Origin of the sequence: Janthinobacterium sp. BJB304 (assembly GCF_002735765.1) — a bacterium.
Lineage (GTDB): Bacteria > Pseudomonadota > Gammaproteobacteria > Burkholderiales > Burkholderiaceae_D > Janthinobacterium.
The window spans coordinates 424,592-442,676 of the sequence record NZ_PDZN01000001.1 but is presented as its reverse complement, the minus strand read 5'-3'; the positions used below and the strand labels follow the sequence as shown (position 1 = coordinate 442,676).

Here is an 18,085-nt window from a genome sequence, read left to right as displayed (position 1 = left end):
GTGTGGCTGGTCGTCCTCTCAGACCAGCTACTGATCGATGCCTTGGTAGGCTTTTACCCTACCAACTAGCTAATCAGATATCGGCCGCTCCACGAGCATGAGGTCTTGCGATCCCCCACTTTCATCCTTAGATCGTATGCGGTATTAGCGTAACTTTCGCTACGTTATCCCCCACTCCAGGGTACGTTCCGATATATTACTCACCCGTTCGCCACTCGCCACCAGAGCAAGCTCCGTGCTGCCGTTCGACTTGCATGTGTAAGGCATGCCGCCAGCGTTCAATCTGAGCCAGGATCAAACTCTTCAGTTTAATCTCTGTTACTTTGCCGTTTTACCGGCATGGTCGAACTATTTAACTAGTTCAAACCCCTCGCATTGCGAGGTGTTTGCTCACTCAAAAAACTGACAGGCTACTTCCGAAGAAGTATCCTATTTCATTATTTCTTGTGAACATTTGATATTTTAAGTTTTACGTCAATCCGAAGATTGACGCTGCACTTGCATCAAATGCCCACACTTATCGACTGTTAATTGTTAAAGAACTGTATTCGGTGCTACTTTCGCGCTATCGACAAAGCGTTGTGTTTGTCAGCTGCGAAGAAGGAAGAGTATGAAGCATTTCACTACATCCGTCAACTCCTTCTTTTACTACTCATCGCCGTTTCCGGTGATCCTCAACTGCCGCATTTGACTGCGTCTCATTGGGGAGGCGAACTATAGCAAAGCGCCCCAGCGGAAGCAAGGCTTTTCCGGTGCTTTTGCGGCCAACTGCTACAATTTCGCCCCCTCCGCGCCAAACGGCGCTTGTCTATATATAGAACCATAGAAGATTCACCATGAAACAACAAGCTCAAGGATCAGGCCTGACCCTGAAACGAGCTGGCTTTACCACTGGCTTCGGCGTGCTCGCCGCCACCCTCGGTTCCGCAGTCGGTCTCGGAAATATCTGGAAGTTCCCCTATCTAACAGGCGCCAATGGCGGCGCCGGCTTCCTGCTCATCTATCTGCTCGCCACCTTATTAGTAGGACTGCCCGTGATGATCGCGGAAATCACCCTCGGGCGCCGCGCCAAGGTCAACCCGATTTCCACCATGGAACAGCTGGCACCGAAGGGCAAGCCCTGGTGGCTGGTCGGCTTTATCGGCATGGTCGCCGCCTTCCTGATCGTCGCGTTTTATTCGGAAGTGGTGGGCTGGGTGTTTGCGTACATCGCCAAGGCCATCGACGGCTCCATCTTGAGCAGCGACAAGCTGGTGACGGAAGCGGCCTTCGCCTCGCTGATCAGCAATCCTTTGCAATCGCTGTTCTGGCAATGGGGCGTGCTGCTGTTTATCGGCGGCATATTGATGCTGGGCGTGACCAAGGGCATCGAGGCGATCGCCAAGAAGCTGATGCCGCTGCTGTTCCTGCTGTTACTGCTGCTGTGCGCGGTCAGCCTGTCGCTCGATAAGGCGGGCGAAGGCTTGGCTTTCCTGTTCCGCCCTGATTTTTCCAAGCTGACGGCTTCCGTCGTGCTGACAGCCATGGGCCTGGCCTTCTTTAAATTGTCCGTCGGCATGGGCACGATGATGACCTACGGCAGCTATTTCCGCGATGACCAGAATATCCCCGTCACCACTTTGCGCGTGATGGCGGCCGACCTCGGCGTATCGATGCTGGCCGGTATCGCCATCTTCCCCGCCGTGTTCACGTTTGGCTTCGCCCCCAGCGCGGGACCGTCGCTGGTGTTCATCACGATTCCGGCCGTGTTTTCGCAAATTCCCATGGGACAAGTGCTGATGGTGGTGTTCTTCATCCTGGCCGCCGTGGCTGCCACAGGGGCGATGCTGTCGCTGATGGAAGTGCCCGTGGTGATTTTCCATGAACGCTTCGGCTGGACTCGCACCAAGTCCACCATCGTGACCATGCTTCTGCTGGCCGTGCTCGGTTCCGTGTGCGCGCTGAGTAACAGCACCCTGGCGGACTTCAAGCTATTCAATTTGAATATGTTTGATTTGTTCGACTTCGTCTCGTCGAATATCTTCCTGCCTGTGGGCGGCATCGCGATTGCCTTGTTTACAGGCTGGGCCTGGGGCAAGCAGCATTTCATCGAGGCGATCAGCAATCATGGTCAGTTGCAAAATCAAACTCTGGCGCACGTGCTGCTGTTCCTGCTGCGCTTTGTCTCGCCCGTGCTGATCCTGATCGTGATGCTGAAGGGATTAAAGGTCTTCTAATCAGAGTACCCGGGTGTAGGTCTGGCGCACCAGCACCCGGTCGCCGCAATCGAAATGCCACCATTCGCTGTTGATGCCGAAGAAACCCGCCTGGAACATGGCGTCACGCAACAAACGGCGATGTTCTACTTGCTCCTCGGTAATTTCTCTCTTTTCCAGCAACACCAGTTCCAACGCAGGGTGTGAGCGCTCACTCAGGTCATCAAAGCCCGTACCCATGTCCAATTCCCGGCCGTCCGGGCCGACGATCGTGATGTCGAGTGCCATGCCGAACGAGTGGATGGAGCCGCGCGACGGCTCGGCGATGTAGCCCAGCAACTCCGTTCCCTGCAGCGCATCCCACAATTGCTGCTGCACCCGCTGCGGGCGCAGGGCGTCGAGCACCAATAAATGATGATCAGGGCGATGCACGGCCAGCCAAGCCACGGCTTTTTCCAGCGCGGCGGCGGCGTCGCGATGCAGCCAGGCGCAATCGATGGGGCTGTACAAGTCGCGGCCAACGAAATTGTCGGGCGTGGCATAGCGCAAGTCGACGGCGATGCCGGCGATGCTGCTCAGATGGCGAAATTGCGGATCGCTGCCGACCGCTTCCAATTGCAAACTTGCAACAGACATCAGACTCCTCTTTCCAGGCAGTTGCGCGCCGCCACGCCAATGCTGTCGGCCAGGCGCCGCGCGCCATGCGACAGCGGCGAGTGGCTCGCCGTCAATAAATATAGTTGGATCGGTATCGTGGGCGCCCAGGGACGGCGCTGCAGCCGCTCGGGCGAGCCGGACGCGGCCGTAAACGGGTCGACCACGGCCATGCCGGCGCCCGCTTCCACCAGGGAACGGGCGATTTGATAGGTCTGCACCACGGTAGAAAACACGGGGTGGATATCCTGCGCCTCGCAGGCGGCGACCACCAGTTCGCCCAGCGGATCGTTGTCCGCATGACCGATCAGTTCGCCATTCAGGCCATGCGCCGTCAACGGTGTGCCGCAATCGGCCGCATGCCAGGTGCCGGCCGGGGCGATCACCGTCATAACACCCTGCGCAATGGGTTCGGCCACGATGCCCGGATGGCGCGGGTCTTGCAGCGATACGGCCAGGTCCGCTTCACCGAGGCGCAAGGTATTGACGATCTCGCCCGTGTGGTGGGTAGCCAGTTGGCAACGCGTGTGAGGAAAGTCGCGCCGCCACTCCGTCATGGCAAAGGGCAAGACGCTGATGGCGAGCGTCGGCGTCGAGACCAGGCGGATGGTTTCCACCGCATGGCCCTTCAGGCTGGCCGCCAGGCGGCGAATGCCCAATAAATCGCGGTTGAGCTTTTCCGTCTCGACAAACAAACGGTGCGCCTCGGGCTTCGGGTACAGCTTGCCCCGCACGCGTTCGAACAGCGGCATGCCCAGTTGCAACTCGCAATGCTGCAAGACCTTGGTCACAGCCGGCTGCGAGATATGCAGCACCTGGGCGGCGCCGCTGATGGTGCCAACTTGCATGATGGCGTGAAACACTTCGATATGACGCAGCCGCATGAGCTATTCCTTTACCTTGCCGTGGCCGCCTGGGCCGTAATGTTCAGCATATAAGAAAAAGTCATGGGCTGGAACGGCCATGCTACTTTGTTGCAACAGCTGTGGCCGGTGTCGTCAGCACTTCCAGCAGGGCGGCCGTTTCACCATCGGGCATGCCGTCAAAGCGCGTATTGCGGTATTTCATCTGGAAGGCGATCAGCACATTGCGCGTCGCTTCGTCGAACATACCCGTCTGCGGCGTCGCATAGCCATGCTGGGCCAGTTTTTTCTGGAACCAGACGGCGTCCGGCACTTGCTGCTCAAAAATGAGGCGTTGCGCGGCCACGCGGTTGGCATCGGGCCAGACGATCAGGCCCGCATCGGCCAGCTGACGCCATGGAAACAGCGGACCCGGGTCCTGCTTGCGCTGCGGGGCGATTTCGTTGTGGCCCAGGATATTTTCCGGCGCGATGTTGTAGCGGGCCTGGATATCTTTCAACAGCGGAATGAGTTCATCGATCTGTGCCTGCGGGAATGGATACCAGAGGCGGCCTTCCGGCGTGTCCTTGTAGCCAGGGTTGACGATCTCGATGCCGATCGAGCTGACATTTAACTGTGTATAAGTCTTCCAGTTACTCACACCCGCGTGATTGGCCTGGCGCGATTCGTCGACCAGCACGTAAAACTTCGGCTTATCCGTGTCCGTCAGCAAATAATGGCTGCTGACTACTTGTTCCGTCAGGATCTTGATCGAACGGGGCAGGTCGCTGACCGTGTAATGGATGACGATGAATTTCACGCGCGGGCTCTGGCTGCGCGCCGTCAAGCTATGGTCGAGGTGCGGCGCGGGCGTGGTACACGCGGAAAGCAGTGCCACCAGCAGGGCGAGGGCGATTTTTTTCATGAAAGATCCGTGTTCGGGTTAATAAAATAGTCAGTACTTGACAATACGCTGGCTCGCCGTCCTGGCCGCCAGCTTGGCCGCGGCCTCATGCGAACGGGCAACTTTTTGCTCCATCATCAACGATACAGGCAAAGCGGCGCGCATGGCAGCCGCGATGGCCGGGTGCAATTGCGCCGCGCGCCCGGCCAGCACCACGGGACGGGGACCGTAGCGCGCCGTCAGCGCCAGCGCCAATCGCGCCAGTTCCTGTCCCGCGCGCTGCAAGATGTCCAGCGCCAGCGGGTCGGCATCCGCACTGGCGGCCACGGCCAGCGCCAGCCGGCCGATGGCGCCCCGGTCCTGGCCATACATGAAGGCGCGCGACAGCGACCAGTCGCTGCCGCCCAGTTGCGCAAATACGGCTTCGGCCATAGGCGAACTGTGCCAGCTGCCGGGCGCCTCGTCTTCGCGGCGCCAGATGTGGCGCAAGGCTTCGCGCGCGATCCAGTAGCCGCCGCCGCCATCGTCGAGCAGCACGCCGCGCCCGCCCGCGCGGTGAAAGCCGCCATCCACATCGATCCAGGCGGCGATCGAACCCGTGCCAGCGTAGACCAGATAACCTTCGCCAGGTTCAAAACTGTCGCGATAGGCGATTTCAATGTCGTTGCCCAGGCTGACGTCAGCGGCATCCAGCGCCAGCAGGCTGGCCAAGGTTTGCGCCAGCACAACATCATCGCCGCCAAAACCCGTCAAGCCCGCCACCACGGCACGCGGTTGGCCAACGGCCAGCACGGCCTGGCACAGCCGGGCAAACGTGGCGTGCACGGCGGCGCGGCCCGCATCGCTGCCCATTTGCAAGGCAGACAAGCCTTCGACGGCCCCGTCGGCCACGATGGCGCCGTCGGCGGTGGCCAAGGCCCAGCGCGTCTGCGTGCCGCCCGCGTCGATGCCCAGCCCGAGCACGGCAGTATCAGTATTGGTTGCAGGGAAGGAAATCATGGCATGAGTGTAAAGCCAAGCGAAGCTTGCAGGCATGAAAGCTTGCGCATGTTTCATGCCTACAGGTTATGGACTAGTGGTGAACGCTCAACAATTACTTGGCAGGGGCCGTAAACGGTGCGCGCACGGTGACGCGAGGGCTTTCATTGCCGAGGCGGTCCACGGCGCTGACCACCACCGCATTGACTTTACCGATGGCATCATCAACCAGGGTCAGTTCAGCCTGCACGCCAGTGACCACGGTGAAACGCCAGTCTTCGCCGTAGCGGGCCCAGATGGCGTATTGCGCCACGGGTTTGCCGCCGCCCGACGTCAACTTGACGTTCAGGCTGGTGGAATCGCGGCGCAAAGCCAGCACGGGCGTGCCCGGTGCTTCCTTGCCCAGCCACGGCGTGGCGGGAATCAGGGCCGGGCTTTGATACACGCTCGCCTTGAGTTGCTCGCTGACACCTTTGCGGTTCTGCATCAGGGGCACCATGCTGAAATGCACTTGGCCATTCGCGCCGGGGCGCGTGCGCGTCACTTCGATCTGCTTGATGATCTCTTGCGGCGTGAAGGATTTGGCGGAATTGTCGATGCGGCTCGTATATAAACCGGGCCACACGTGGCGGCCATACGGATTTTGCGCGAGCCAGTAGTCGAGCAGCACGCCAAACGCTTGCGGCGCCTGCGCCACGGGCCAGTACAGCTGCGGCGACAGGTAGTCGAGCCAGCCCTTGGCCAGCCATAGTTCCGCATCCGCATACAATTTATCGTACTGGCTGAAGCCGACGATGCCGGCAGGGCGGCGGTCGGGACGGCCGATGCCGAACGGGCTGATGCCGAAACGCACCCAGCTCTTTTCGCGGTGGATGCCTGTATACAAGGCTTCGATCAGCTGGTTGACGTTCTGGCGGCGCCACGAAGCGCGGTCCAGCTGGCCGCCGGCCAGCAGATATTGCTGCCAGGAAGGCTCATCGGGGAAGGGCAGTTCGCGCTTGGCGCCGCCATTGCCCGCGTCCAGCGCGGCCGTTTCCGCACCGGCGCCGGCGCCAGGCGCGTCGATCGGATACGGATAAAAATAGTCGTCGATGTGCACGCCGTCGATATCGTAGCGGCGCACCACGTCGAGCACCACGTCCGTCGTATGCTTGGACGCGGCCGCATCGCCCGGGTCCATCCACAGGTAGCGGCCGTATTGCTTGACGGACGCGGGGTTGGTGGACGCGAAACTGTCGCGCGCCAGCGGCGACTTGGCCGTGGCGTGACGGGCCCGGTACGGGTTGAACCAGGCGTGCAACTCGAGGCCGCGCGCATGCGCCTGGGCCACCCAGAAGGCCAGCGGGTCATACATGGGCAATGGCGGCTGGCCTTGCTTGCCTGTCAGGTATTCCGACCACGGTTCCAGCTGCGACGGGTAAATCGTGTCGGCGCTGGGGCGCACCTGCAGCACAATCGCGTTCAGATTCAAGGACTTGGCGCGGTCGAGGATGGCGATCGCTTCGGCTTGCTGCTTAGCGACAGGCAAATTGCTGCGGCTGGGCCAGTCGATATTGGCCACCGTCGAGACCCAGGCGGCGCGGAATTCGCGCGGCGCCGGCGGCGGCACTTCGCCCGTGATGTGCTGCACGGGCGGCACGGCCGGCAAGCCCGCTTCGCCTGGCGTCACTGCGGACGGCATTTTGGTGCTGGTACAGCTGCTGAGCAATGTGGCGGTGGCCAAGGCGGCCAGCACGCCGGCCGTGGCACTCAGGCGTTTTTTCAAAGTAGACAACAAAACAATTCCTTGCAGTGGTGAAGCGCAGGTCTATCGGTGCGGGCATTTTACTGTGCGCCCGCCATCCATGCGGGCGCACGGTTCAAAAGAATCAGGTCTCGGCCTTCTTGCCGAATTCGGGATCGATCTTGACCAGCGCGGCCATGATGAAAGCGGGAATCGTGGCGATGCACACCCAGATGAAGAAGTGCTGGTAACCGAGCATTTGCTGGATCCAGCCGCTGGCCATGCCCGGCAACATCATGCCCAGTGCCATGAAGCCCGTGCAAATGGCGTAATGGGCCGTTTTATGCGCGCCATCGGACACCATGATCATGTACAACATATACGAGGCGAAACCAAAGCCGTAACCGAATTGCTCCAACGCAATGCCACCGGCGATCACATAAATGTTGCTGGGCAAGGCGCTGGCCAGGTACACAAACACCAGGTCGGGCAAGTGCACGGACAGCACCATGATCCACAGGCAGCGTTTCAAGCCAAAGCGGGAAATGATGAAGCCTCCCAGCAAGCCGCCCAGGGTCAGGGCGATCACGCCGATGGTGCCGTAGACGAGGCCCACCTGTTCCGTCGTGAGGCCCAGGCCGCCCTTGGCGACAGGGTCGAGCAGGAAGGGCGCGGCCAATTTGAGCAATTGCGCTTCGCCGAGGCGGAACAGCAGCAAGAAGCCAAGGATGACGACAATATCCTTCTTCTTGAAGAAGGCCGCAAAGGTGGCGATGAACTCTTGCAGCGGAGAAATGCCGGCGCCCTGGATGCTGGGCCGGTCATCTTTAGGCTTGGGCAAAATGAAATAGTGGTACAGGAAGAGGGCGATGAACAGGCCCGCCAGGATGGCGAACACGACGGACCAGGCCAGCTGCACATTGCCCGTCGCATGCGTCAGATAGCCGGCCAGATACACGAGGCCGCCCTGGCCCGCAATCATGGCCAGGCGATAAAACGTGCTGCGCACGCCCACGAAGGCCGCCTGCTGATGCTCTTCCAGGCCCAGCATATAAAAGCCGTCGGCGGCAATATCATGCGTGGCGGAACTGAAGGCCATCAGCCAGAAGATGGCCAGGCTGATCTGGAAGAAATGGGGCAGCGACGTCGTCAGGGCCACCAGCGCCAGCGCGGCGCCGATCACCAGCTGCAAGCCGACGATCCAGAAGCGCTTGGTGCGGTACATATCGATGAAGGGCGACCACAGGGGCTTGATGACCCAAGGCAAGTACAGCCAGCTCGTGTACAGCGCGATATCCGTATTGGAAAAGCCGTAATTCTTGTACATGATCACGGACAAGGTCATGACCACTACGTAGGGGATACCCTGGCCGAAATACAGGGAAGGGATCCACAGCCACGGCTTATTGGTGCGCACCGGGACGGGTTGTTTCACTAGCTCCATACATCCTTCTTGGTCTCCCAGACAGAAGAATGCCGCGCCATCGGATCACGCCGCCAGTGCCGCCCGCACACTGCCGCCTGCGCCGGCCAACAATGCCTGTGCCTGGTTTGTGTTGATTTTTTTGATCAAGGCAACAATCGCCACCTTGACGTGATAGTGGCATTGCTCCAGCACGGTCCTGGCCTGCACCTCGCTGGCGCCGGTGGCATGCATGGTCAGACGCACGGCCCGCCAGATCAGCTTGGCGTTGGTCGGCTTCAAGTCTACCATCAAGTTTCCGTAAGTTTTGTGCAAACCGACCATCAGGGCGCTGGAAATCGTGTTCAGGGTGATTTTCTGCGCCGTACCCGCTTTCAAACGCGTGCTGCCGGAAATGACTTCCGTGCCTGTGTCGAGCACGATACCGCATTGTGCCTCGTGCGCCACGGGGGCGTCCACATTGTTGGCAATGCCTATCGTCAAGGCGCCCGCCTTGCGCGCGGCCAGCAGGGCGCCCAGCACGTACGGCGTGGCGCCGGAGGCGGCCAGCAGGATCACGACATCATTTTCTTGCGGCAACAGGGCCAGCACATCGCGTTCGCCTTGCTGTACATCATCTTCCGCCCCCTCCACGGCCGTGAACATGGCGCCCGCGCCGCCGGCCAGAATGGCGACGGCCCGCTCGGGCGGCCAGGAAAACGTGGGCGTCAATTCAACGCTGTCGAGCACGCCCAGACGTCCCGACGTGCCAGCGCCCACGTACAGCAAGCGTCCGCCGGCCGCGATGCGGGGCAGGGCGGCCGCGATGGCGGCCCCGATTTGCGGCGAGGCCAGCCGCACGGCTTCGACGGCCCAGAACTGGTCGTCGACCAACGCCGCCACCAGTTGCTCCACCGGATACAAGTCCAGATCCGGATGCCGCCGGCTCGGGGTTTCAGTTTTCAACATGATTTCAGAACATGGTTGAAGGTGAAACCAGTTTAATACCAACGAGCAAGATCAGCCATGAAAGGATGGCGGGCGGGCATAACGGGAGTTTATGGCTAATACAGGAACGTGGTGTACTACTTGTACTTCGATACGCTCCCGTTTGTGTCTATACTTGGGTTCGACGCCAACATCCACGACATGCCCCATGATCGCTCGCCAATTGCTGTTCCTGTTTAGCGCCCTTGGCGCCATCAACGGCATTTTCCTGGCCGTCTATTTTTTCAGCCGCCGGCCTCGCTGCCTGGCCGACTGCATGCTCGGCGCATTGCTGCTTGCCGTGGGGGTGCGCACCGCCAAATCCGCCTTCCTCTACTTCAACCCGGCGATCGCCATCGAATTCCGCCAGCTGGGACTGTCGGCCTGTCTGCTGATCGGTCCCTTGACCTATCTCTATGTGCATTCCTTCATCGCCGGCCTTGCACAACAGCCTGCCGGCCAGCAATGGCGCTGGCATCTCGGCCTGTCCTGCCTGCTGATAGCCATCGGCGTTGCCTTTCCATATTCCGCGTATCGTCCTGTGTGGGACCGTTCGAGTCATACGATTCATCTGTTCTGGCTATGCTACCTGCTGGCGACCGCCAGCTTGCTCTGGCAAAGCCGCCATGTCTGGCTGCACGACGGACAGCGGATGGCGACCGGCAGCATGCTGATGCTGAGCGTCTTTGCGGGCAGCTGTGTCATGTTGGCGGCGTACGCGAGCACGCCGTTCACGTCGTATATTGTCGGCGCCTTGTCGTTCACCTTCTCGCTGCATGTCGCGGTCATGGTCTTTCTGCTGAGAAAGGAAACCGCGACGCCTGCCGAACCGAAGCCGAAATACCAGAACAGCCGCCTGACGCACGACGATGCGCTTGCCGTGCTCGCTGCGCTGGAACAACAGATGACCGGGCAGAAATCCTATCTGAACCCGAACCTGACCCTGGCCCAACTTGCCAAGCGGGCGGGGTGCACGCAGGCGCAGGTGTCGCAGGTATTGAATGACAAGCTGAGCAAGAGCTTCAGCACCTACGTCAACGAATACCGTATCGCCGAAGCAAAACAGGTCTTGGTCGACGAGCCGCAACTAAACATGGATACCGTTGCCGAGCGCTGCGGGTTCAATTCCAGCTCCACCTTCTACTCCACCTTCAAGAAAGTGGCTGGGCAGACTCCCGCCAGCTTCCGCGCCCAGCCCAGCCAGGCGGCCACGGCCATTTCCGCGTAAAACCGCTCCGGAATCGCCATTCCGGAGTCTGAAATCCTGTTTGGCGACATCAACTCCCCTGCATTTCGATAACTTATCGACCAACAACGACCTGAAATAGTCGTTGCTCCGATAAACGCAGTTATTCATTCAGGGTAAAGTCATGATTCAGTTTTTATTGCGAACGGTACTCGCCTGTTGCTTGCTCAGCAGCGCCGCCGCCGGCACCGCCGCATCCGCCGACCAGGACGAAAATGCCATCCGGGAAACCGTGCGCTTGTATCTGCATGGCACCAGTTTCAACGTACAGGACGAGATCAACCAGGCCTTCCATATCACCTCCCGTCTTTATCTGGACGGCAAAAACGATACGGAATGGGAGCTCAGCGGTCCGGAATACGCCAAACTCTTTCCCCAGGAGAAAATAGGCCAATTCAATGGACGCCATGGGCGACTGATCAAGGTGGAGGCGAGCGGCAAGGTGGCCACCGCCAAGGCCGAGATCCACATTCCCCAGCAAGGGGTGCGCTATATGGATGTCTTTCTTTTAAGAAAGATCGCCGGCACCTGGAAGATCGTCAGCAAGTCGGCCGACCGCGAGCCGGCCGCCGCGCGCCAGGCACGCAAGGTGCTGCTGGTGGTATCGAATGTGCATCAATATCCCGGTACAAAAGTTAACGCGGGCAACAATTTTCCCGAACTGGCCTATACCTATGATGTCTTTCGCAAGGCAGGGTACGCGGTCGACTTCGTCAGTCCCGAGGGGGGCGCCATTCCCCTGGAAATGATCGTCACGTCGGACGAGTTGCTCAAAAAGCATCTGTACGACAGTGATTTCATGTGGGCACTGGCCCATACCAAGCCCGTCGCCGAGGTCAGGGCAGACGAGTATGCGGGCATGGCTTTCGTCGGCGGCGGCGCGGCCATCGTCGGCATCCCGGACAACAAGCCGCTGCAGGACATCGCTGTGCGTATCTACGAGCAACACGGCGGGGTGATCGCGGCCATCTGCCATGGAACCGAGGGCATCAAGAATCTGAAGCTCAGCGACGGTACTTTCCTGATCCAGGGCAAGGTGCTCACCTCGTTCCCCGATGCGTATCTCAACAAGGAATCGCCGATATACAAGGCCTATCCCTTTTCGGCGGAAGCGAGCATCAAGCGCCATGGCGGCATCTTCAGGCACGGCGCCAACGGCAAGAGTCACGTCGAGGTCGATGGCCGGCTGGTGACCGGCATGAGCTGGGAGTCATCCGTGGGCGTGGCCGAATCCATGATCCGCCTGATCCAGCAGTAATTCCGGCAGCTGAATTACGGAGAACGGCGCATCTCGGCCACGAAGTCGTAATGGTCGCTACGGCAATACGAATGCGTCAGTTCCACCGCCTCGCCCGTTTCCAGGTAGGCGATACGCGTGATGAACAGCACGGCCTGGCCATCAGGGATGCCCAGCTGCTTGGCCAGCACGTCCGTCGCATTCATGGCGCGGATGTGCTGCAAGGCGCGCACGGGCGCCTTCTTGATGCTGCTCAAGTATTCATACAGCGAGTCGCCCATGGCGGCCGGGTCCGGCACCACGCTGAAGGGCAGCACGCTCACTTCATACGCCATCACCACGTCGTCGGCCAGGCGCAGGCGCTCCAGGCGCGCCACTTTCGTGTTTTGCGCCAGGCCCAGGCTCAGCTGCTCGTCGCTGCTGGCGATGACGACTTCGCGCTTGAGCCAGCGCGAGCCGGGACGGTAGCCGCGCTGCTGCAGCTGCTCGGAAAAGCTCGACAAATTCGACAGCGGCTGCTCGATGCGCGGGGCAATATAGTTGCCCGAACCGCGGCGGCGCACGACGAGGCCTTGCTCGACCAATTGATCGATGGCCTTGCGGGCAGTCACGCGCGATACGTCGAGCAGTTCGGACAGGGTACGTTCGGATGGCAGGGCCTGGTCTACCTGGTAGCGGCCGTTGCGTACGTCATCGCTCAGCTTGCGGGCGATCTGCATATATAAAGGCGAATTGTCATTTAAATCGACCTTGAGTTCTACGCTGGTCTGGCTCATACAGTTCTCCTTGTCCTCCTAGTGTAATAGCGATGGCGCTTGCGCGTAGCCCGTCCACCCATGAATAAATGGAAAATGACCATAAATAACGGTTATACATTTAAAAAAACAATGTTTTACCGTACGTATAGCTTTGCATTATAGATAAATAAGCAATTTTCATTAGCCTGGGAAACGATCCCGCCCTATGCTGGCGATGCCTCCACCACATCGCGACACAGGGAAACATGCACAATAAAATGACGGGTTTGCTGGGCTTGCTGCTGCTGGGCACAACCTGGAGCGCGTTGGCCGCCCCGCCCGGCAGCGGCAAGGACCAGCAGCGCGCGCTCGATGCCACGTTGGCCGCCATCGTCGACGATACGGCCCACCCGCTGGCCAGCCTGTCCGTACTCGCCATCCGCCACGGCAAGGTGTCGTATCAACAACAATTTGGATACCGGCGTATCGGCGCCACGCCGGCAGAGAACTTGCCCGTGACGCCGGCCACCCTGTTCCGCATCGCTTCCGTCTCGAAGATGATGACCACCGTGGGCCTGATGCGGCTGGTCGAGCAGGGCAAGCTGAGCCTGGATCAGGATGTGGGCATCTATCTGGGGTTTTCCCTGCGCAACCCGCATTTCCCCCTGCAACCGTTGACCTTGCGCAGCCTGCTCAGCCACACTTCCTCGCTGCGCGATGCGGGCGGCTATGCCTGGGGCCCCGAGCGCAGCCTGCGCGACGTGTTTACGGCCGGCGGCGACGCGATGTGGGATTCCAGCGCGGCACCTGGCCGCTACTTTACGTATTCCAACCTGAACTGGGGCGTGATCGGCACGGTGATGGAGCAAGTCACGGGCGAGCGCTTCGACTTGCTGATGCGGCGCCTGCTGCTCGATCCCCTCGATGTACGCGGCGGCTACCATCCGCCGGCATTCACCGCGGACGAGATAGCGAACACGGCCACCCTGTACCGCAAGCGCACGCTGGAGACGGAAGAGTGGCGGCCGCACGGCCCCTGGATCGCGCAAGCCGACGATTTTGACCAGCATCCACCGGCCGGCCTGGCCAACTATGTGATCGGCAGCAACGCCACCGTCTTCAGTCCCACGGGCGGCTTGCGCATCTCCGCCGCGGGGCTGGGCAATATCATGCAGATGCTGCTCGACGGTGGCCGCCATGAGGGCAAGCAACTATTGCAGCCAGCCACCGTCGCCTTGATGTTTGGCCGCCAATGGCAGCTGGCGCCGGACGGATGCAATGGCAACAGCGAACGGGGCTTGTACCGTGTCTGGGGCCTGGGTAATCAGCAATTCGATGCCGATATCGAGCAGGGCAACGGCCTGGTCGAAGGCGCCAGCTTCACGGCCGTGGGCCACCTGGGCGACGCGTATGGCCTGGTCTCCGCCTTCGTGCTCGATTTCAAGCACAAGAATGGCATGGTGATGCTGGTGGGCGGTACGGGCAGCGATCCCGAACGTTATCCGGGCACGTATTCCGCCATGGGGCGCAGCGAGGAATTGATACTCACCGCGCTATACCGTGGTGCGATTGACAACAACTAGCCCTTGCATTGAAATGGTGCATTCCTGAAAGTTATGGCTGCACCATGATGTTTCATTGGCTCCCGTGATGGCCAGCCTCTAAGCTCTCATCGAATGCTCCCGCACCATGGGAGCGCAACGCAGCGAGGCAACATGCAGCAACACGTCATCATCATCGGCGGCGGCGTCGTCGGTCTGACATCGGCCTGGTGGCTGGCCGAGGCCGGCTACAAGGTCACGGTACTCGAACGCAATGAACAGGTGGCGATCGCCGCCAGCTACCGCAATGGCGGCCAGCTCAGCTATCGCTATGTGGCACCGCTGGCGGACGCGGGCGTGCCCTTCAAAGCCCTGCAATGGCTGCTGCAGAAAGACGGTCCGCTGCGCTTCCGTCCCGAGGCGGACTGGCGCCAATGGCGCTGGCTGGCCAGTTTCTTGCGCAATTGCAATGCAGCCAGCAATGCCCGCACGACGGCCAAGCTGCTGCAGCTGGGCGAATGGAGCCGCGCCGGCATGGCGCAGCTGGAACTGGCGGTGCCGCCCGAGGCGTATGCCTGGCGCGATGCGGGCAAACTCATCGTCTACCGCTCGCCCGCCATCTTCCAGCGGGCCGTGGCGCGGCCCGAATCGGAAGAGGCGCGCATCGTCTTGTCGCCGCTTGAAGCCGTACAACGCGAACCGGCGCTGGCCGCCTTGCAGGGCGCGCTGGCGGGCGGCATCTTTACAGAAGGCGAGGCGGTGGCCGATTGCCACGCCTTTTGCCTGGCCCTGGAAACGCGTTTATTGCAGCATCCGAACTGTTCACTCATATTGAAAGGCGAGGCGCGCCGACTCCTCACGCACAAGGGCAGGATCACGGGCGTCGACACCAGCCTGGGCCTGCTACAAGCGGATCACTACGTGCTGGCGGCCGGCATCCAGAGCCGCGACCTGGCCGCCACGGCCGGCATCTACCTGCCCCTGTATCCGCTGAAAGGCTACAGCCTGACGGCCCCCATCCGCGCGCAGGACAGGGCGCCCGAGATCAGCATCACGGATTTCGAGCGCAAGGTGCTGTATGCGCGCATAGGCGGCGACCTGCGCGTGGCTGCCATGGTCGACATGGTGGGCGCCGACAACAGCATCGATTGGAACCGCATCGCCGGCCTGACGCGGCTGGCGCGCGAAGCCATGCCGCACGGCGCCGACTACGACCAGGCCACGGCCTGGGCCGGCCTGCGCCCCGCCACGCCGAACAGCGCGCCGCTGGTCGGCGCCAGCAAAGTTGCGAACCTTTGGCTCAACGTGGGCCACGGTCCGCTGGGCTTTACCTTTGCCGCCGGCACGGCGCGCATCCTCGCCGACCTCATGGCCGGCAAGGCGCCGCCGTTCGCGCTGGACTTCCTCGCGCCTCAAAAGTAGGCGGAGCGACAGCAACGGCGACCGGCGCCGCCGTTATGGCGGATAATTGTGGAACTTTCCTGTTCCCTCTTTTCTGTTGCATATCGTCAGCGCATGCCCACACCTTCGAAATTGTCCGCCTGCCCCTGTGGCGGCGCCTCCTACGCCAGCTGCTGCGGCCCGTATATCGCGGGCGACGCCTTTCCGCCCACGGCCGAAGTCCTGATGCGTTCGCGCTACACGGCGTTTACCTTGCGCGATGAAGCGTATCTGCGCGCCACCTGGCATGCCAGCACCCGTCCCGCCGACGCCTTGTTTGCCGAAGAAGAAAAAGTCCACTGGATGGGACTTGAGGTAAAATCTGCTTTACGTTTACGTCAACGTAAAGCAGAATCAGCAGATCAGGCCGAAGAGATACATCGCGACACCGTGGAATTCGTGGCCCGCTACAAGGTCAACGGCCGCGCGCACCGCCTGCATGAAGTGAGCCGCTTTGTGCGCGAAGCGGCTGAGGGCGGCGCCCTGCGCTGGTTTTATCTCGACGGCAGTTTTCCCGAATAGCGCGACCCGAGAGACCGGGCGATAATAAAAAGGAACCGCAATGCCGCACATCGAAAGCAAACTCAATCCGCGCAGTGAAGATTTCAAGGCCAATGCCGCGGCCATGCAAGCCATCGTCGACGATCTGCGCGACAAGGTGGAAAAGATCGCGGCCGGCGGCGGCGAAGCGGCTGCCGCCAAGCACCTGGCGCGCGGAAAGCTGCTGCCGCGCGACCGCGTGCAGATGCTGCTCGATCCCGGCACGCCCTTCCTCGAGTTTTCCCAGATGGCGGCCTACGCCATGTACCAGGACGCCAAGGGCGTCGATGCGGCGCCCAGCGCCGGCATCATCACCGGCATCGGCCGCGTCTCGGGCCAGGAATGCGTCATCGTGTGTAACGACGCTACAGTCAAGGGCGGCACGTATTATCCGATGACGGTGAAAAAGCATTTGCGCGCCCAGGAAATCGCCGACCAGAACAACCTGCCGTGCATCTACCTGGTCGACTCGGGCGGCGCCAACCTGCCGAACCAGGACGACGTCTTCCCCGACCGCGACCATTTCGGCCGCATCTTCTATAACCAGGCGAATTTGTCGGCCAAGGGCATTCCGCAAATCGCCGTCGTGATGGGCTCTTGCACGGCGGGCGGCGCGTATGTGCCGGCCATGAGCGACGAATCGATCATCGTCAAGGAGCAAGGCACGATTTTCCTCGGCGGCCCGCCGCTGGTGAAGGCTGCCACCGGCGAAGTGGTGACGGCCGAAGACCTGGGCGGCGGCGACGTGCACACGCGCCTGTCCGGCGTGGTCGACCACCTGGCGCAGAACGATCTGCATGCGCTGTCGCTGGCGCGCACCATCGTCTCGAACCTGAACCGTACAAAACCGCAGCAGATGGCGCTGCGCGAGTCTGTCGAACCGAAATACCCGACGCAGGAACTGTATGGCGTGATCCCCGTCGATACGCGCAAACCGTTCGACGTGCGCGAGGTGATCGCGCGCATCGTCGACGGCAGCGATTTCGACGAATTCAAGGCCCGCTACGGCACCACCCTGATCTGCGGCTTTGCGCACATCTATGGCGTCAAAGTCGGCATCATCGCCAATAACGGCATCCTGTTCTCGGAATCGGCCTTGAAAGGCACGCATTTCATCGAATTGTGCTGCCAGCGCAAGATCCCGCTCGTCTTCCTGCAAAACATCACGGGCTTCATGGTGGGCCGCAAGTACGAAAACGAGGGCATCGCCCGCAATGGTGCCAAGATGGTGACGGCCGTGGCCACGGCCGCCGTGCCGAAATTCACGGTGATCATCGGCGGCAGCTTCGGCGCCGGCAATTACGGCATGTGCGGCCGCGCGTTCTCTCCCCGTTTCATGTGGATGTGGCCGAATGCACGCATTTCCGTCATGGGCGGCGACCAGGCCGCTTCCGTGCTGGCGACCGTCAAGCGCGACGGCATCGAGGGCAAGGGCGGCGCATGGAGCGCGGACGAGGAAGCGGCCTTCAAGCAGCCGATCAAGGATCAATACGAACACCAGGGCCACCCGTATTACGCCACCGCGCGCCTGTGGGACGATGGCGTGATCGACCCGGCCGACACCCGCATGGTGCTGGGCCTGGGCCTGTCGGCCGCCTTGAACGCGGAAATCCCGGACACGAAGTTCGGCGTATTCCGCATGTAAGCGGCATTCAGGGA

General features: G+C 61.0%; 15 protein-coding genes and 1 rRNA gene. 7 read left to right on the top strand and 9 right to left on the bottom strand.

Annotated elements, in window-relative coordinates; genetic code table 11:
- A 16S ribosomal RNA gene (locus CSQ95_RS02040) occupies positions 1-310 on the bottom strand; the annotation flags it as partial.
- A gap of 526 nt (positions 311-836) precedes the next feature.
- On the opposite strand from CSQ95_RS02040, the gene CSQ95_RS02035 reads away from it, so the two are divergent.
- A complete protein-coding gene (locus CSQ95_RS02035) occupies positions 837-2,216 on the top strand; it encodes a sodium-dependent transporter (RefSeq protein WP_070223147.1) in 1,380 nt (459 codons plus the stop codon).
- Here CSQ95_RS02035 and CSQ95_RS02030 read toward each other — a convergent pair whose 3' ends face one another.
- The 7 genes from CSQ95_RS02030 to CSQ95_RS02000 all read right to left on the bottom strand — a co-directional run bounded on the left by CSQ95_RS02030 (position 2,217) and on the right by CSQ95_RS02000 (position 9,667).
- On the bottom strand, positions 2,217-2,831 hold the full coding sequence (locus CSQ95_RS02030) for a M15 family metallopeptidase (RefSeq protein ID WP_099408256.1): 615 nt from the start codon (positions 2,829-2,831) through the stop codon (positions 2,217-2,219).
- Complete coding sequence (locus CSQ95_RS02025; protein ID WP_099408255.1) at positions 2,831-3,733, bottom strand: LysR family transcriptional regulator; 903 nt, start codon at positions 3,731-3,733, stop codon at positions 2,831-2,833. The genes CSQ95_RS02030 and CSQ95_RS02025 overlap by 1 nt, the downstream gene beginning before the upstream one ends.
- An 82-nt stretch (positions 3,734-3,815) precedes the next feature.
- Entirely contained in the window at positions 3,816-4,616 is an 801-nt protein-coding gene (locus CSQ95_RS02020; RefSeq protein ID WP_070223153.1) for an N-acetylmuramoyl-L-alanine amidase, read from the bottom strand.
- Between the two features lie 30 nt (positions 4,617-4,646).
- Entirely contained in the window at positions 4,647-5,594 is a 948-nt protein-coding gene (locus tag CSQ95_RS02015) for a BadF/BadG/BcrA/BcrD ATPase family protein (RefSeq protein ID WP_257217912.1), read from the bottom strand.
- A 94-nt stretch (positions 5,595-5,688) separates the two neighbouring features.
- A complete protein-coding gene (locus tag CSQ95_RS02010) occupies positions 5,689-7,350 on the bottom strand; it encodes a glycoside hydrolase family 10 protein (protein ID WP_099408253.1) in 1,662 nt (553 codons plus the stop codon).
- A 91-nt stretch (positions 7,351-7,441) separates the two neighbouring features.
- The gene (locus CSQ95_RS02005) at positions 7,442-8,740 is read right to left on the bottom strand and encodes an MFS transporter (protein WP_099408252.1); all 1,299 of its coding nucleotides are present in this window, start codon (positions 8,738-8,740) and stop codon (positions 7,442-7,444) included.
- Between the two features lie 45 nt (positions 8,741-8,785).
- Entirely contained in the window at positions 8,786-9,667 is an 882-nt protein-coding gene (locus CSQ95_RS02000; RefSeq protein ID WP_070223161.1) for an N-acetylmuramic acid 6-phosphate etherase, read from the bottom strand.
- Positions 9,668-9,854: 187 nt separating this feature from the next.
- On the opposite strand from CSQ95_RS02000, the gene CSQ95_RS01995 reads away from it, so the two are divergent.
- Positions 9,855-10,913, top strand: coding sequence for a helix-turn-helix transcriptional regulator (locus CSQ95_RS01995; protein ID WP_180278923.1), 1,059 nt, complete (start codon positions 9,855-9,857; stop codon positions 10,911-10,913).
- 142 nt (positions 10,914-11,055) lie between these two features.
- Positions 11,056-12,189, top strand: a complete 1,134-nt coding sequence (locus tag CSQ95_RS01990; RefSeq protein ID WP_099408250.1) for a nuclear transport factor 2 family protein — start codon at positions 11,056-11,058, stop codon at positions 12,187-12,189.
- 14 nt (positions 12,190-12,203) lie between these two features.
- On the opposite strand, the gene CSQ95_RS01985 is transcribed toward CSQ95_RS01990, so the two are convergent.
- Entirely contained in the window at positions 12,204-12,944 is a 741-nt protein-coding gene (locus CSQ95_RS01985) for a GntR family transcriptional regulator (RefSeq protein WP_099408249.1), read from the bottom strand.
- A 227-nt stretch (positions 12,945-13,171) separates the two neighbouring features.
- On the opposite strand from CSQ95_RS01985, the gene CSQ95_RS01980 reads away from it, so the two are divergent.
- From CSQ95_RS01980 to CSQ95_RS01965, 4 genes are all read left to right on the top strand, one after another.
- Positions 13,172-14,488, top strand: a complete 1,317-nt coding sequence (locus tag CSQ95_RS01980; protein WP_099408248.1) for a serine hydrolase — start codon at positions 13,172-13,174, stop codon at positions 14,486-14,488.
- A gap of 93 nt (positions 14,489-14,581) precedes the next feature.
- Positions 14,582-15,868: a D-amino acid dehydrogenase gene (locus CSQ95_RS01975; RefSeq protein ID WP_099408247.1), complete on the top strand. Its 1,287-nt coding sequence runs from the start codon at positions 14,582-14,584 to the stop codon at positions 15,866-15,868.
- A 93-nt stretch (positions 15,869-15,961) separates the two neighbouring features.
- Positions 15,962-16,408, top strand: a complete 447-nt coding sequence (locus tag CSQ95_RS01970) for a YchJ family protein (RefSeq protein ID WP_099408246.1) — start codon at positions 15,962-15,964, stop codon at positions 16,406-16,408.
- A gap of 40 nt (positions 16,409-16,448) precedes the next feature.
- Positions 16,449-18,071: a carboxyl transferase domain-containing protein gene (locus CSQ95_RS01965; protein ID WP_099408245.1), complete on the top strand. Its 1,623-nt coding sequence runs from the start codon at positions 16,449-16,451 to the stop codon at positions 18,069-18,071.
- Positions 18,072-18,085 lie beyond the last annotated feature (14 nt).

Excerpts from the sequence above, each read along its gene's own strand:
- CSQ95_RS02025 (WP_099408255.1), bottom strand. The coding sequence starts at position 3,733 with ATGCGGCTGCGTCATATCGAAGTGTTTCACGCCATCATGCAAGTTGGC.
- CSQ95_RS01990 (WP_099408250.1), top strand. The coding sequence starts at position 11,056 with ATGATTCAGTTTTTATTGCGAACGGTACTCGCCTGTTGCTTGCTCAGC.
- CSQ95_RS01975 (WP_099408247.1), top strand. The coding sequence starts at position 14,582 with ATGCTCCCGCACCATGGGAGCGCAACGCAGCGAGGCAACATGCAGCAA.
- CSQ95_RS01965 (WP_099408245.1), top strand. The coding sequence starts at position 16,449 with ATGCCGCACATCGAAAGCAAACTCAATCCGCGCAGTGAAGATTTCAAG.
- CSQ95_RS02030 (WP_099408256.1), bottom strand. The coding sequence starts at position 2,831 with ATGTCTGTTGCAAGTTTGCAATTGGAAGCGGTCGGCAGCGATCCGCAA.
- CSQ95_RS01985 (WP_099408249.1), bottom strand. The coding sequence starts at position 12,944 with ATGAGCCAGACCAGCGTAGAACTCAAGGTCGATTTAAATGACAATTCG.
- CSQ95_RS02000 (WP_070223161.1), bottom strand. The coding sequence starts at position 9,667 with ATGTTGAAAACTGAAACCCCGAGCCGGCGGCATCCGGATCTGGACTTG.
- CSQ95_RS01980 (WP_099408248.1), top strand. The coding sequence starts at position 13,172 with ATGCACAATAAAATGACGGGTTTGCTGGGCTTGCTGCTGCTGGGCACA.
- CSQ95_RS01970 (WP_099408246.1), top strand. The coding sequence starts at position 15,962 with ATGCCCACACCTTCGAAATTGTCCGCCTGCCCCTGTGGCGGCGCCTCC.
- CSQ95_RS01995 (WP_180278923.1), top strand. The coding sequence starts at position 9,855 with ATGATCGCTCGCCAATTGCTGTTCCTGTTTAGCGCCCTTGGCGCCATC.
- CSQ95_RS02020 (WP_070223153.1), bottom strand. The coding sequence starts at position 4,616 with ATGAAAAAAATCGCCCTCGCCCTGCTGGTGGCACTGCTTTCCGCGTGT.
- CSQ95_RS02005 (WP_099408252.1), bottom strand. The coding sequence starts at position 8,740 with ATGGAGCTAGTGAAACAACCCGTCCCGGTGCGCACCAATAAGCCGTGG.
- CSQ95_RS02015 (WP_257217912.1), bottom strand. The coding sequence starts at position 5,594 with ATGATTTCCTTCCCTGCAACCAATACTGATACTGCCGTGCTCGGGCTG.
- CSQ95_RS02035 (WP_070223147.1), top strand. The coding sequence starts at position 837 with ATGAAACAACAAGCTCAAGGATCAGGCCTGACCCTGAAACGAGCTGGC.